Source organism: Ruegeria sp. BI7, assembly GCF_056537925.1.
The window spans coordinates 175,485-191,010 of record NZ_JBQFSK010000007.1; the positions used below are offsets into that span (position 1 = coordinate 175,485).

General features: G+C 57.7%; 10 protein-coding genes. 9 read left to right on the forward strand and 1 reads right to left on the reverse strand.

The annotated features are described in order from the left end of the window. The first annotated feature begins 44 nt into the window (after positions 1–44). The 5 genes from rplL (at position 45) to ACR0JB_RS16300 (ending at position 11,104) form a co-directional block, all read left to right on the forward strand. Positions 45–419 carry a 50S ribosomal protein L7/L12 gene (rplL, locus tag ACR0JB_RS16280; RefSeq protein WP_170350962.1) on the forward strand — a complete coding sequence of 125 codons (375 nt, stop codon included), beginning with the start codon at positions 45–47 and terminating at the stop codon, positions 417–419. 250 nt (positions 420–669) lie between these two features. After that, positions 670–4,806, forward strand: a complete 4,137-nt coding sequence (rpoB, locus tag ACR0JB_RS16285) for a DNA-directed RNA polymerase subunit beta (RefSeq protein ID WP_170398409.1) — start codon at positions 670–672, stop codon at positions 4,804–4,806. A 52-nt stretch (positions 4,807–4,858) separates the two neighbouring features. Beyond that, a complete protein-coding gene (gene rpoC, locus ACR0JB_RS16290; protein ID WP_170350960.1) occupies positions 4,859–9,100 on the forward strand; it encodes a DNA-directed RNA polymerase subunit beta' in 4,242 nt (1,413 codons plus the stop codon). 230 nt (positions 9,101–9,330) lie between these two features. Further along, positions 9,331–10,110, forward strand: coding sequence for a hypothetical protein (locus ACR0JB_RS16295; protein WP_170350959.1), 780 nt, complete (start codon positions 9,331–9,333; stop codon positions 10,108–10,110). 124 nt (positions 10,111–10,234) lie between these two features. After that, positions 10,235–11,104 carry a DMT family transporter gene (locus ACR0JB_RS16300; protein WP_170398412.1) on the forward strand — a complete coding sequence of 290 codons (870 nt, stop codon included), beginning with the start codon at positions 10,235–10,237 and terminating at the stop codon, positions 11,102–11,104. Here the strand turns inward: ACR0JB_RS16300 and ACR0JB_RS16305 are convergent. Then, positions 11,083–11,895: a putative rhamnosyl transferase gene (locus ACR0JB_RS16305; RefSeq protein ID WP_170506634.1), complete on the reverse strand. Its 813-nt coding sequence runs from the start codon at positions 11,893–11,895 to the stop codon at positions 11,083–11,085. The genes ACR0JB_RS16300 and ACR0JB_RS16305 overlap by 22 nt on opposite strands. 396 nt (positions 11,896–12,291) lie before the next feature. Between ACR0JB_RS16305 and rpsL the strand changes: the two genes are divergently transcribed. The 4 genes from rpsL to ACR0JB_RS16325 all read left to right on the forward strand — a co-directional run. Beyond that, on the forward strand, positions 12,292–12,663 hold the full coding sequence (gene rpsL, locus ACR0JB_RS16310) for a 30S ribosomal protein S12 (RefSeq protein ID WP_005621086.1): 372 nt from the start codon (positions 12,292–12,294) through the stop codon (positions 12,661–12,663). Positions 12,664–12,678: 15 nt separating this feature from the next. Continuing rightward, positions 12,679–13,149: a 30S ribosomal protein S7 gene (gene rpsG, locus ACR0JB_RS16315; RefSeq protein ID WP_058283017.1), complete on the forward strand. Its 471-nt coding sequence runs from the start codon at positions 12,679–12,681 to the stop codon at positions 13,147–13,149. Between the two features lie 18 nt (positions 13,150–13,167). Beyond that, positions 13,168–15,285, forward strand: a complete 2,118-nt coding sequence (gene fusA, locus ACR0JB_RS16320) for an elongation factor G (protein WP_170350956.1) — start codon at positions 13,168–13,170, stop codon at positions 15,283–15,285. 60 nt (positions 15,286–15,345) lie between these two features. Further along, the coding region (locus ACR0JB_RS16325; RefSeq protein WP_480526299.1) for a GTP-binding protein at positions 15,346–15,526 on the forward strand (181 nt) is incomplete at its 3' end.

Below are 15,526 nucleotides of genomic sequence, written 5' to 3' on the forward strand. Positions count from 1 at the left end.
CCCTGACGTTGGAACACACACTGTAAACGGAAAGAGCTGATAAAATGGCTGATCTGAAAGCACTCGCAGAAAGCATCGTGGGTCTGACCCTGCTGGAAGCACAAGAACTGAAAACCATCCTCAAAGACGAATACGGCATCGAGCCCGCAGCTGGCGGCGCCGTAATGGTCGCAGCTGGTGGCGACGCCGGTGGCGCAGCTGAGGAAGAGAAAACCGAATTCGACGTCGTTCTGAAGAACGCCGGCGCTTCGAAAATCAACGTGATCAAAGAAGTTCGCGGCATCACCGGTCTGGGCCTGAAAGAAGCCAAAGAGCTGGTCGAAGCTGGCGGCAAGATCAAAGAAGCTGTGTCGAAAGACGAAGCCGAAGAGATCAAAGGCAAGCTGGAAGCAGCTGGCGCCGAGGTCGAACTGGCCTAAGCCCGTTGTCTGGCGCATCGCTGATGCGCCGCAAATTTTGGCTGGGCCCGGAGAAATCCGGGTCCAGCCGAACCTGTCTTAGAAAGGGCCTCATGAACGGGGGCGTTTTCTAAGACGCGGTTTTCGGATCGGGAGGCTGCCTTCGGGACGGTGGCCACGAATTGATCCGGACGTGTCGTCTCGAATGTGCAAGGCGCCGGGGCCCGACGGTGTCTTTGCCCGCTGAGAACATCGAAAGGTGACATCTGACATGGCTCAAACGTTCCTTGGCCAGAAACGTCTTCGGAAATATTACGGCAAAATCCGCGAAGTGCTGGAGATGCCGAACCTCATTGAGGTCCAGAAATCTTCTTATGATCTTTTCCTACGCTCCGGCGATGCAGAGCAGCCCACTGACGGCGAAGGCATCAAAGGTGTGTTCCAGTCGGTTTTCCCGATCAAGGATTTCAACGAAACCTCCGTTCTGGAGTTCGTGAAATACGATCTGGAAAAACCCAAGTACGACGTCGAAGAGTGCATGCAGCGCGACATGACCTACAGCGCGCCGCTGAAGGTCACTCTGCGTCTGATCGTGTTTGATGTCGACGAAGATACCGGCGCCAAGTCGGTCAAAGACATCAAGGAACAGGACGTGTTCATGGGCGATATGCCCCTGATGACGCCGAACGGGACCTTCATCGTGAATGGTACCGAGCGTGTGATCGTGTCCCAGATGCACCGCTCGCCCGGTGTGTTCTTTGACCACGACAAGGGCAAAACCCATTCCTCGGGCAAGCTGCTGTTTGCCTGCCGCATCATCCCGTATCGCGGCAGCTGGCTGGACTTTGAGTTCGACGCCAAGGACATCGTGTTCGCCCGTATCGACCGCCGCCGCAAACTGCCTGTGACAACCCTGCTGTATGCGCTGGGTCTGGATCAAGAAGCGATCATGGACGCGTATTACAACACCGTGTCCTACAAGCTGGACAAGAAAAAGGGCTGGATCGCGCCGTTCTTCCCCGAGCGAGTGCGCGGCACCCGCCCGACCTATGATCTGGTTGACGCCAAATCCGGTGAAGTGATTGCTGAAGCAGGTAAGAAAGTCACTCCGCGCGCGGTCAAGAAGCTGATCGAAGAAGGCGTCGTCACCAACCTGTTGGTTCCTTTTGATCACATCGTCGGCAAGTTCGTCGCCAAGGACATCATCAACGAAGAAAACGGCGCGATCTATGTCGAAGCCGGTGATGAGCTGACCCTGGAATACGACAAGGACGGCGAGCTGATCGGCGGCACAGTGAAAGAGCTGATCGACGCAGGTATCACCGACATCCCGGTTCTGGACATCGACAACGTCAATGTTGGCCCCTACATGCGCAATACCATGGCGCAGGACAAGAACATCGGCCGTGAAAGCGCGCTGATGGACATCTACCGTGTCATGCGCCCGGGCGAGCCGCCCACCGTCGAAGCGGCCTCGGCCCTGTTCGACACGCTGTTCTTCGACAGCGAGCGTTATGACCTGTCCGCCGTTGGCCGTGTGAAGATGAACATGCGTTTGGCTCTGGACGCGCCGGACACCCTGCGGACCCTGCGCCGCGAAGACATTGTGGCCTGCATCAAGGCGCTGGTGGAGCTGCGCGACGGTAAAGGCGACATCGACGACATCGACCACCTCGGCAACCGCCGTGTCCGTTCGGTCGGAGAGTTGATGGAAAACCAGTACCGCGTCGGCTTGCTACGCATGGAGCGCGCGATCAAAGAGCGTATGTCGTCGGTCGAGATCGACACCGTCATGCCGCAGGACCTGATTAACGCTAAGCCGGCTGCTGCTGCTGTCCGCGAATTCTTCGGCTCGTCGCAGCTGTCGCAGTTCATGGACCAGACCAACCCGCTGTCGGAAGTCACCCACAAACGCCGTCTCTCGGCGCTTGGTCCCGGTGGTCTGACGCGCGAACGTGCGGGCTTTGAGGTGCGTGACGTTCACCCGACCCACTATGGTCGGATGTGCCCGATTGAAACGCCGGAAGGTCCGAACATCGGTCTGATCAACTCGCTGGCCACCTTTGCCCGCGTGAACAAGTATGGCTTCATCGAAACACCTTACCGCGTTGTCAAAGACGCCGAGGTGACCGATGAGGTTCACTACATGTCCGCGACCGAGGAAATGCGTCACACCGTGGCGCAGGCGAACGCGACGCTGGATCAGAACGGCAAGTTCATCAACGATCTGGTTTCGACCCGTCAGGCCGGTGACTACACCCTCGCTCCGCGCGAGAATGTGGACCTGATCGACGTGTCGCCGAAACAGTTGGTTTCGGTTGCTGCATCGCTGATTCCGTTCCTTGAAAATGACGACGCCAACCGCGCTCTGATGGGCTCGAACATGCAACGTCAGGCGGTTCCGCTGCTGCGGGCCGAGGCACCGCTGGTCGGTACCGGGATCGAGGAAAAGGTTGCGATCGACTCGGGCGCTGCGATCCAGGCGAAACGCGCCGGCATCATCGACCAGGTCGATGCCCAGCGTATCGTTATCCGTGCCACCGAAGATCTGGAACTGGGCGACGCTGGCGTAGACATCTATCGTCTGCGTAAATTCCAGCGTTCGAACCAGAACACCTGCATCAACCAGCGTCCGCTGGTGAAAGTGGGCGACACCGTCATGAAAGGCGAGGTTGTTGCCGATGGTCCGTCCACCGATATCGGTGAACTGGCGCTTGGTAAAAACGTGGTCGTCGCGTTCATGCCGTGGAACGGCTACAACTACGAAGACTCGATCCTGATCAGTGAACGTATCGCGCGTGATGACGTCTTTACCTCGGTTCATATCGAGGAATTCGAAGTCGCCGCCCGTGATACAAAGCTGGGCCCGGAAGAGATCACCCGCGACATTCCGAACGTCGGCGAAGAAGCGCTGCGCAACCTCGACGAGGCTGGCATCGTTTACATCGGCGCGGATGTTGAGCCGGGCGATATTCTGGTCGGCAAGATCACTCCGAAGGGCGAAAGCCCGATGACCCCGGAAGAAAAGCTGCTGCGCGCCATCTTTGGTGAAAAAGCATCTGACGTGCGCGACACCTCGCTGCGCGTGAAGCCGGGTGATTACGGTACGGTCGTCGAAGTCCGGGTCTTCAACCGTCACGGCGTCGAGAAAGACGAGCGTGCGCTGCAGATCGAGCGTGAAGAAGTCGAACGTCTGGCCCGTGACCGGGACGACGAGCTGGCGATCCTGGACCGCAACATCTATGCGCGTCTGCAAGGCCTGATCCTGGGTAAAACTGCTGTCAAAGGCCCGAAAGGTGTCAAGGCAGGCTCGGCAATCACCGAGGATCTGCTGGAAACCCTGACCCGTGGTCAGTGGTGGCAACTGGCGCTGGAAGACGAGAAGGACGCACAGATCGTCGAAGCGCTGAACGAGCAGTACGAAGTGCTCAAGCGTGCTCTGGACGCCCGTTTCGAAGACAAGGTCGAGAAGGTCCGCCGTGGCGACGACCTGCCGCCGGGTGTGATGAAGATGGTCAAAGTCTTTATCGCCGTGAAGCGTAAGCTGCAGCCGGGCGACAAGATGGCCGGTCGTCACGGGAACAAAGGTGTGATTTCCAAGGTTGTTCCGATGGAAGACATGCCGTTCCTGGCCGATGGTACTCCGGTTGACTTCTGTCTGAACCCGCTGGGCGTGCCTTCGCGTATGAACGTTGGTCAGATCCTTGAAACCCATATGGGTTGGGCCGCGCGCGGTCTGGGTCTGAACATCGACGAAGCTCTGGGTGAATACCGCCGTTCCGGCGACCTGACCCCGGTGCGCGAAGCGATGAAGCTGGCCTATGGCGAGAATGTCTATGAAGAAGGCATTGCCAACATGGACGAGGGTCACCTGATCGAGGCGGCGGGCAACGTGACCCGCGGTGTTCCGATCGCGACCCCGGTCTTTGATGGTGCCAAAGAGGCTGACGTCAACGATGCGCTGGTGCGTGCGGGCTTCTCGGAAAGCGGTCAGTCGATCCTGTTCGACGGTCGCACCGGTGAGCAATTCGCACGTCCGGTGACCGTGGGCATCAAATACCTGCTGAAACTGCACCACCTGGTGGACGACAAGATCCACGCGCGTTCGACCGGGCCGTACAGCCTGGTTACCCAGCAGCCGCTGGGTGGTAAGGCGCAGTTCGGTGGTCAGCGCTTTGGTGAGATGGAGGTCTGGGCTCTGGAAGCTTACGGTGCCGCCTACACCCTGCAGGAGATGCTCACCGTGAAATCGGATGACGTCGCCGGCCGGACCAAGGTCTATGAGTCGATCGTCAAGGGCGAGGATAACTTTGAAGCGGGCGTACCGGAATCGTTCAACGTTCTGGTTAAAGAAGTCCGTGGCCTCGGCCTGAATATGGAACTCCTGGATGCGGAGGTTGAGGAGTAAGGGCCTCGGCTCTTCCTCCCGTCCCCCCTTCCGCAAAATTTGAGGTATCAAAATGAACCAGGAAATCACCAACAACCCGTTCAACCCGCTGACGCCGCCGAAGGTTTTCGACGAGATCAAGGTCTCGCTGGCCAGCCCTGAACGGATCCTGTCTTGGTCCTATGGTGAGATCAAGAAACCCGAAACCATCAACTACCGGACGTTCAAGCCCGAGCGTGACGGTCTGTTCTGTGCGCGTATCTTTGGCCCGATCAAAGATTACGAATGTCTGTGCGGCAAATATAAGCGGATGAAGTATCGCGGCGTTGTCTGCGAGAAATGCGGTGTGGAAGTCACCCTGCAAAAAGTCCGCCGCGAGCGTATGGGCCATATCGAACTGGCCGCGCCCGTCGCACATATCTGGTTCCTGAAATCGCTGCCGTCCCGCATCGGTCTGATGCTGGACATGACGCTGCGTGATCTGGAACGCGTTCTGTACTTTGAAAACTACGTCGTCATCGAGCCCGGTCTGACTGACCTGACCTATGGCCAGATGCTGACCGAAGAAGAGTACATGGACGCGCAGGATGCCTATGGCATGGATGCGTTCACCGCCAATATCGGTGCTGAAGCCATTCGTGAGATGCTGGCCCAGATCGATCTGGAAGCCGAAGCCGAGCAGCTGCGCGCTGATCTGGCCGAAGCCACCGGTGAGCTGAAGCCCAAGAAGATCATCAAGCGTCTGAAGGTTGTTGAATCCTTCCTCGAGTCGGGCAACCGGCCCGAGTGGATGGTGATGACCGTGATCCCGGTCATCCCGCCGGAACTGCGTCCGCTGGTTCCGCTGGATGGTGGCCGCTTCGCGACCTCGGATCTGAACGATCTGTATCGCCGAGTCATCAACCGGAACAACCGTCTGAAGCGTCTGATCGAACTGCGTGCACCTGACATCATCGTCCGCAACGAAAAGCGGATGCTGCAGGAATCCGTTGACGCTCTGTTCGACAACGGCCGTCGTGGCCGCGTGATCACCGGTGCCAACAAGCGTCCGCTGAAATCGCTGTCAGACATGCTGAAAGGTAAGCAGGGCCGCTTCCGTCAGAACCTTCTGGGTAAGCGCGTCGACTTCTCGGGCCGTTCGGTCATTGTGACCGGTCCGGAACTCAAGCTGCACCAGTGTGGTCTGCCCAAGAAGATGGCGCTGGAACTTTTCAAGCCGTTCATCTACTCGCGCCTTGAAGCCAAGGGTTTGTCTTCGACCGTGAAACAGGCGAAGAAACTGGTCGAGAAAGAGCGTCCCGAAGTGTGGGATATCCTCGACGAGGTGATCCGCGAACACCCTGTCATGCTAAACCGTGCGCCGACGCTGCACCGTCTTGGCATTCAGGCGTTCGAGCCGGTCCTGATCGAAGGTAAAGCCATCCAGCTGCACCCGCTGGTCTGTTCGGCCTTTAACGCCGACTTCGACGGTGACCAGATGGCCGTTCACGTTCCGCTGAGCCTTGAGGCCCAGCTGGAAGCCCGTGTTTTGATGATGTCGACGAATAACGTTCTGTCGCCTGCAAACGGTGCGCCGATCATCGTTCCGTCGCAGGATATGATCCTGGGTCTGTACTATGTGACCCTGGAACGCGAAGGCATGCCGGGAGAAGGCAAAGTCTTTGGTTCGATCGAAGAAGTCCAGCACGCGCTGGACGCGGGTGAGGTGCATCTGCACTCGAAAATCACCGCGCGGATCACGCAGATCGACGACGAAGGCAACGAAGTTCAGAAGCGTTACGAGACCACTCCGGGCCGTCTGCGTCTGGGTGCCTTGCTGCCGATGAACAACAAAGCGCCGTTCGAACTGGTAAACCGCCTGCTGCGGAAGAAAGAAGTGCAGCAGGTCATCGACACCGTCTATCGCTACTGCGGTCAGAAAGAGTCGGTTATCTTCTGTGACCAGATCATGTCGATGGGCTTCAAAGAAGCGTTCAAGGCGGGCATCTCGTTCGGCAAGGACGACATGGTTATTCCGGATGACAAATGGGGCATCGTTGATGACACCCGCGGTCAGGTGAAGGACTTTGAACAGCAGTACATGGATGGCCTGATCACTCAGGGCGAAAAGTACAACAAGGTTGTCGATGCCTGGTCGAAGTGTAACGACCGCGTGACCGAAGCGATGATGAGCACGATCTCATCCTCGGATCGGGCAGAGGACGGATCCGAGCAGGAACCGAACTCAGTCTATATGATGGCCCACTCCGGTGCGCGTGGCTCGGTCACTCAGATGAAACAGCTGGGCGGTATGCGCGGCCTGATGGCCAAACCGAACGGTGACATCATCGAGACGCCGATCATCTCGAACTTCAAGGAAGGCCTGACCGTTCTTGAATACTTCAACTCGACCCACGGCGCCCGTAAGGGTCTGTCGGATACCGCTCTGAAGACGGCGAACTCAGGTTATCTGACCCGTCGTCTGGTAGACGTGGCGCAGGATTGCATCGTTCGTGAGATCGACTGTGGCACTGAGCGCGCGATCACCGCCGAAGCTGCGGTGAACGACGGTGAGGTTGTTGCCTCGCTGGCCGAACGTGTGCTGGGCCGAGTCTCTGCCGATGACGTTCTGCGTCCGGGTACGGATGAGGTGATCGTGGCCGCTGGTCAGTTGATCGACGAACGTATGGCCGACACCATTGACGAAGCCGGTGTTGCGTCCATGCGCATCCGCTCGCCTCTGACCTGTGAGTCTGAGGAAGGCGTCTGTGCGACCTGCTACGGTCGTGACCTTGCGCGCGGTACCATGGTGAACACAGGTGAGGCTGTCGGCATCATCGCCGCCCAGTCCATCGGTGAGCCCGGTACACAGCTGACGATGCGGACCTTCCACATTGGTGGTGTTGCGCAAGGTGGTCAGCAGTCGTTCCAAGAAGCCAGCCAGGACGGTGTCGTTTCCTTCGAGAACCCGCAGATTCTGGTCAATGCCGCAGGCGAAAGTCTGGTCATGGGCCGGAACATGAAGCTGGTGATCAAGGACGAACACGGCGAAGAGCGTGCCAGCCACAAGCTGGGCTATGGTTCCAAGCTGTTCGTCAAGGATGGCACCAAAGTGGCCCGTGGCGACAAGCTGTTCGAGTGGGATCCCTACACCCTGCCGATCATCGCCGAGAAAGCCGGTACTGCGAAATACGTTGACCTCGTTTCGGGCATCGCTGTCCGCGATGAGACCGACGACGCAACCGGCATGACTCAGAAGATCGTGATCGACTGGCGTGCGGCCCCCAAAGGCAGCGATCTGAAGCCCGAGATCATTCTGGTCGGTGAAGATGGCGAACCGGTCCGCAACGATGCGGGCAACCCGGTTCACTATCCGATGTCGGTGGATGCGATCCTGTCGGTCGAAGATGGCCAGCAGATCGAAGCCGGTGACGTTGTCGCGCGTATCCCGCGCGAAGGTGCCAAGACCAAGGACATCACCGGTGGTCTGCCGCGTGTGGCCGAACTGTTCGAAGCCCGACGTCCGAAAGATCACGCGATCATCGCAGAAGCCGATGGTTACGTGCGCTTTGGCCGCGACTACAAGAACAAGCGCCGCATCAGCATCGAACCGGCGGATGAGTCGATGGAAACGATCGAGTATATGGTTCCCAAGGGCAAACATATCCCGGTCGCGGAAGGTGACTTTATCCAAAAGGGTGAATACCTGATGGATGGTAACCCGGCCCCGCATGACATCCTGTCCATCATGGGTGTCGAAGCGCTGGCGGATTACATGATCGACGAGGTGCAGGACGTCTATCGTCTGCAGGGCGTGAAGATCAACGACAAGCACATCGAGGTCATCGTGCGCCAGATGCTGCAGAAGTGGGAGATCCTGGATTCAGGCGACACCACCCTGTTGAAAGGCGAACATGTCGACAAGCAGGAGTTTGACGCAGCCAACGAGAAGACCCTCTCGCGCGGTGGCCGTCCGGCTCAGGGCGAACCGATCCTCTTGGGGATCACCAAAGCCTCGCTGCAGACGCGTTCGTTCATCTCGGCGGCGTCGTTCCAGGAAACCACCCGCGTGCTGACCGAAGCGTCAGTACAGGGCAAAAAGGACAAGCTGGTTGGCCTGAAAGAGAACGTCATCGTCGGTCGCCTGATCCCTGCCGGTACAGGTGGTGCAACCCAGGCTGTGCGTCAGGTTGCCCAGTCGCGCGACAACGTCGTGATCGAAGCCCGCCGGGAAGAGGCCGAAGCGGCCGCTGCCTTGGCTGCCCCGATTGTCGAAGACGACATGGTTGGAGACGAGCTGGACGTTCTGGTGGAAACCCCGGAAAGCCGCGAGTAAGCGACTACGATAATCCAAAGATCAGGCCCCGCGATTTCGCGGGGCCTTTTTCTTTGGGTGGCCGCCTGTGCCCTTTGCCTGGATTGAAGCGCTGACAATGGCAAGGGATGGGTCGCAGACTGTGCGGCTCGGTTCGGCGCAAATTAATATGAGCAGTTTTATTCTAGAAAAACCCTTTTCATGGTATGGTTTTTTACGTCTCGCGCACAAATCCACCGGAGATTTGAATTATGAGAGCTGTATTGAAATTGTCTCGTGCATTATCGGTTTTGGGGATTGGCCTGCTGGCGGCATGCAGTGACTACGCCTATGTCGGGATGCCGCAGGGGCAGCCGTCTCGGGAAGTAAAAATTCCCGATGGTACCACACGGCTTATTCCAGTTTCCGCTTCGATAGTGGGTCTTGCCTATGACCAGCCGCGGCGGCGGATTTTCCTGCGCAATCTCCCCGGTACACAGTTGCAGGAACTTGATCGAAATGGCCGCGTTCTACGCACCTTTTCGGCGCAGCGCGTACCAGCCGGTTGCGGGGGGGTTACTCCTGACGACTTCCCGATCAAGGAATGCGGGCTCGCTATTCGGGGTGCAGACGGTCATCTTTTCCTGGATCATCCAAACGGTCTGATGATTTCAGAATTGACGCGCGACGGGCAGTTCGTGCGCCATATCAGGCTTGCGCAACCGCAAGGACCGATAGGCGGGCTGGCCTTCGACAAAAATACCGGCACCCTTTACGTGTTGTTTATTCGGAATCGTCTGATTGCCGAGATTGATCTGAACGGCACCACCAAAAGGGTCATTCGCCCAACCAACCCCTCGGTTGGTGCGGCATTGCAGATTGAGCGCTTTGGCCTCGGGATCAACGCTGAACGCCGTGAGCTTTACGTTGCACTTCAAAACGGCAACCGGCTTGGGGTTTTAAACATGTCCGGAGGGCTGATCGCGACGCATAACCTAAGTGCCGGGGTGACCGTCGAAGGTATCGGCGGCGGGCGCGTCTTTGGATTTTGATGACGATTAGATTGTGTCCGGCAAATTGAGATGTAATTTTCCTGTTCGCCCACTAAGTTGCGTTGACAATAAGTCGATCGATTGAGCCAATGCAGCAATCGACTTTCGACCGGATTCTTTAACCATGACTCCAAACGTGAAAGGCGCGCTGCTGATGATGGGCAGCATGGCCGCCTTTACCATCAATGATGCTCTGATCAAGGCGGCAGGCGCCGAAGTGCCGTTGTTTCAGATGGTAGCAATGCGCGGATTTTTGGCGACGGTTTTGGTGTTTCTGCTGGCGCGTCATCTGGGGGCGATGCATCTGAATTTCCCGCGTCACGACAAATGGCTGGTGGTGATCCGGTGTCTGGCCGAGCTGTCGGCCACGTTCTTTTTTCTGACCGCGTTGCTGCATATGCCGCTGGCCAACGTGACCGCAGTGCTGCAGGCTCTGCCGCTGACGGTCACGCTGGGCGCAGTGCTGTTTTTCCGCGAACAGATCGGGTGGCGACGAGTTCTGGCGATTGTGTTGGGCTTTGCCGGGATGCTGTTGATTGTGCGGCCCGGCCCCGAGGGATTCAGCATATACGCGATCTATGCCTTGATTGCGGTGGCCTCGGTCACGGCGCGGGATTTGATTACGCGGCGGATGTCAGTGCATGTGCCCTCGCTGGCGGTTACCTTGGCGACGTCCCTGACGATTACCGTGTCGGCGGGGATTGCCACGGTGGCAACAGGTTGGGAACCGGTACCGGTCGGTGCTGGTTTGATGGTGGCATCGGCAGCGGTGTTCGTACTTGGGGGCTATCTTTTCAGCGTCATGGTCATGCGCGTAGGCGAGGTCGGGTTCGTCGCGCCCTTCCGATACTCCAGCCTGATCTGGGCTCTGGGGCTGGGGTGGCTCATTTTCGGGGAATGGCCGGACACGATTACCATGTTCGGGGCAACGCTGGTCGTTGGCGCAGGGCTGTTCACATTATTCCGCGAACGTCAGACGCAGCCCGCCGAGTGAACTTGGCGCACAAGGTTCTGATCTATCGCAAAGCGGGCGATGAATTCACCTTCTTGTTCGGGTGTCAGAGGCAACAGCTCAGTCTTAGTGTCACGCGCATTGCGTGAATCGTTAAACTGGTTGAGCGTGCGCACCCACATCGGCGCGTCAGGATAACTGATGACCGGCATGAAATTCCCGATCCGGTGATGGGCGAAATTCATAATTGTCTGCTCGCAATTTCCACGCACATGCATCGCAAAGCCTATCCCCAACAGGGGGCGCATAACCTGGGCAGCCTGAATGCCATCTGTCCCGAATTCGGCCAGAAAGCCCTTGTTATAGTCGATGGCGACCGTTCGGTTGTTCTCCATCAGACCTTTACTCTCGTCGACGGCAAGGCGCAGACGTTCGACAAAATCCACTGACACGGCATCATCGTCGTCATGGCGGAATTGAACGCAAGGGTCGCTGGGGTCGTTGCGGGCGGCATTCAGAATCTCTTTCATCACCTTGCGATGTCGACCCGGAGCGCGGGCGATGATCTGAACCTGGGGCATGCCGGCGGTTAGATCGCGCAATCGATCCAGAGCGGGTTTGGGAAAGCAATCACCGATCACGATGAGAAACTGAAAATCCTCGTTGGTCTGTTCTCGAATGCAGGGCAGTGTAGTGGTTTCGAACAGGCGAAAGCGTTCTTCTAGGCGGGCGGGGTTGTAAAGGTACCGCCGGCGTTCTTCGATCGTTTCATGTTCGACCTGAAAGCCGCCATAGGCAGGATAGGAAAAGCGGCACAGGCCGATGATTTGCATATTTGATCCGTGGGGCAGCGTGTTGCACAGACTATGCCTGCCCGAAAAGGGTGTCGCAACGGCTGCGGTGCTGGAAATCCCGGAAGGGGCCTGATATTCCCGCATAAACAGACCGGTGAGACACCCATACGGGTGCACTGTTGACACTTGCTCCGACTCCCCCTATTACGCGCGCTATCTCGGTACCGGGGGCCGCCCCATAACCGATTTCAGTAATGGACTGGTCAAGGCCTGAACAATTTTGCAGTTCGCGCCCTCTGATAACCAACCGCGACGTTCACCTCGGAATGGGAACGCTCGCGGGTTTTGCGCTTGTGGACGCATAAGTGCAGCAAGTTTAACCGCACGCAACGCGCGTGCATGTCATGTGTGTTGCAAAACGGGGAAGAAACCGGAATGCCAACTATTCAACAGCTGATCCGCAAACCGCGGCAGCCCAAAGTAAAACGCTCGAAGTCCATGCACCTGGAGCAGTGCCCGCAGAAACGCGGCGTCTGCACCCGCGTGTACACCACCACACCTAAAAAGCCGAACTCGGCTATGCGTAAGGTTGCCAAGGTGCGCCTGACCAACGGGTTCGAGGTCATCTCGTACATCCCCGGTGAAAGCCACAACCTGCAGGAACACTCGGTTGTTCTGATCCGTGGCGGCCGTGTAAAAGACCTTCCCGGTGTGCGTTACCACATCCTGCGCGGTGTTCTGGATACTCAGGGCGTCAAAGACCGTAAGCAGCGTCGTTCGAAATACGGCGCGAAGCGTCCCAAGTAAGAAGGAGAGGCTGATATGTCACGTCGTCACGCCGCCGAAAAACGCGAAGTCCTGCCTGACGCCAAATTTGGCGACAAGGTACTGACCAAATTCATGAACAACCTGATGATCGACGGCAAGAAGTCGGTCGCAGAGCGCATCGTCTACAACGCGTTTGATCGCGTTGAAGGCAAGATCAAGCGCGCACCGGTCGAAGTGTTCCACGAAGCGCTCGACAACATCAAACCGTCGGTCGAGGTTCGCTCGCGCCGGGTTGGTGGTGCAACCTACCAGGTTCCGGTTGAAGTGCGCCCCGAGCGCCGCGAAGCCCTGGCCATCCGCTGGCTGATTTCGGCCGCGCGCGCCCGCAACGAAAACACCATGGAAGAACGCCTTGCCGGTGAACTGCTGGACGCTGTACAGTCCCGCGGTACTGCCGTGAAAAAGCGTGAAGACACCCACAAGATGGCCGAGGCGAACAAAGCCTTCAGCCATTATCGTTGGTAATCCAAGAGGCTTAGACCAATGGCACGCGAATATCCGCTCGAACTGTACCGTAACTTCGGTATCATGGCGCACATCGACGCAGGTAAGACCACCTGCTCGGAGCGTATCCTGTATTACACTGGTAAATCCCACAACATCGGTGAGGTGCACGATGGTGCAGCCACCATGGACTGGATGGAGCAGGAGCAGGAACGCGGCATCACCATCACTTCGGCTGCGACCACCACTTTTTGGGAACGCACTGAGGACGGTCAGACCGCAGAAACGCCTAAGCACCGCCTGAACATCATCGACACTCCCGGCCACGTTGACTTCACCATCGAAGTTGAACGTTCGCTGGCAGTTCTCGACGGTGCCGTCTGCGTTCTGGACGCAAACGCCGGTGTTGAACCCCAGACCGAAACCGTGTGGCGTCAGGCTGACCGCTACAAGGTTCCGCGTATGGTTTTCGTCAACAAGATGGACAAGATCGGCGCTGACTTCTTCAACTGCGTCAACATGATCGAAGACCGCACCGGCGCACGTGCTGTTCCGGTTGGTATTCCGATCGGCGCCGAGTCCGAGCTGGAAGGCTTGATCGACCTGGTCACCATGGAAGAGTGGCTGTGGCAGGGCGAAGATCTGGGCGCAAGCTGGATCAAAGCTCCGATCCGCGACAGCCTGAAAGACATGGCTGACGAATGGCGCGGCAAGATGATCGAAGCGGCCGTCGAAATGGACGACGACGCGATGATGGAATACCTGGAAGGCAATGAGCCCGACGTTCCGACCCTGCGCGCCCTGCTGCGCAAAGGGACACTGGAAATCGCGTTCGTTCCGGTTCTGGGTGGTTCGGCGTTCAAGAACAAAGGCGTTCAGCCGCTGCTCAACGCTGTGATCGACTATCTGCCCAGCCCGCTGGACGTTGTTGATTACATGGGCTTCAAGCCCGGCGATGAGGAAGAAGTTCGTGACATCGCCCGTCGTGCAGACGACGACATGGCCTTCTCGGGCCTGGCGTTCAAAATCATGAACGACCCCTTCGTTGGCTCGCTGACCTTCACTCGGATCTACTCGGGCACCATGAACAAGGGTGACTCGATCCTGAACTCGACCAAAGGTAAGAAAGAGCGCATCGGTCGTATGATGATGATGCACTCGAACAACCGGGAAGAGATCGAAGAGGCGTTTGCAGGCGACATCATCGCGCTGGCGGGTCTGAAAGACACCACCACAGGTGACACGCTGTGTGATGCGAAGGACCCGGTGGTTCTGGAAACCATGACCTTCCCCGATCCAGTGATCGAGATCGCGGTTGAGCCCAAAACCAAGGGCGACCAAGAGAAGATGTCCCAGGGTCTGGCCCGTCTGGCGGCCGAAGACCCGTCCTTCCGTGTGGAAACCGACCTGGAATCGGGTCAGACCATCATGAAGGGCATGGGCGAACTTCACCTGGACATCCTGGTGGACCGCCTGAAGCGCGAGTTCAAGGTTGAGGCGAACATTGGTGCGCCGCAGGTGGCCTACCGTGAAACCATCTCGATGCCGGTCGAACACACCTACACCCACAAGAAACAGTCTGGTGGTTCGGGTCAGTTCGCGGAAGTCAAGCTGGAGATCCAGCCGACCGAGCCAGGCGAAGGCTATTCGTTCGAGAGCCGCATCGTTGGTGGTGCCGTTCCAAAAGAATACATCCCCGGTGTTGAAAAAGGCATCAACTCGGTCATGGATAGCGGCCCGCTGGCTGGCTTCCCCGTGATCGACTTCAAGGTTGCCCTGCTGGACGGTAAGTTCCACGACGTTGACTCGAGCGTTCTGGCGTTCGAAATCGCATCGCGGATGTGTATGCGTGAAGGCATGCGCAAAGCTGGCGCAAAACTGCTGGAACCGATCATGAAGGTCGAAGTGATCACCCCGGAAGAATACACCGGCGGTATCATCGGCGACCTGACTTCGCGTCGGGGCCAGGTGTCTGGACAAGAGCCGCGCGGCAACGCGATCGCCATCGATGCGTTTGTTCCGCTGGCCAATATGTTCGGCTACATCAACACTCTGCGTTCGATGTCGTCGGGTCGTGCCCAGTTCACCATGCAGTTCGACCACTACGATCCGGTTCCGCAGAACATCTCGGACGAGATTCAGGCGAAATACGCATAAGCGAAGATTTGAGGGAGCGCGGCTAACGCGCTCCCTTCATTACCGAAAAAGGAGGCCATCATGGCAAAGGAAAAGTTTGAGCGTACAAAACCGCACGTCAACATCGGCACGATTGGGCACGTTGACCATGGTAAAACGACGCTGACCGCAGCAATCACCAAGTATTTCGGTGACTTCAAAGCGTATGACCAAATCGACGGCGCGCCTGAAGAGAAGGCTCGTGGCATCACCATCTCGACCG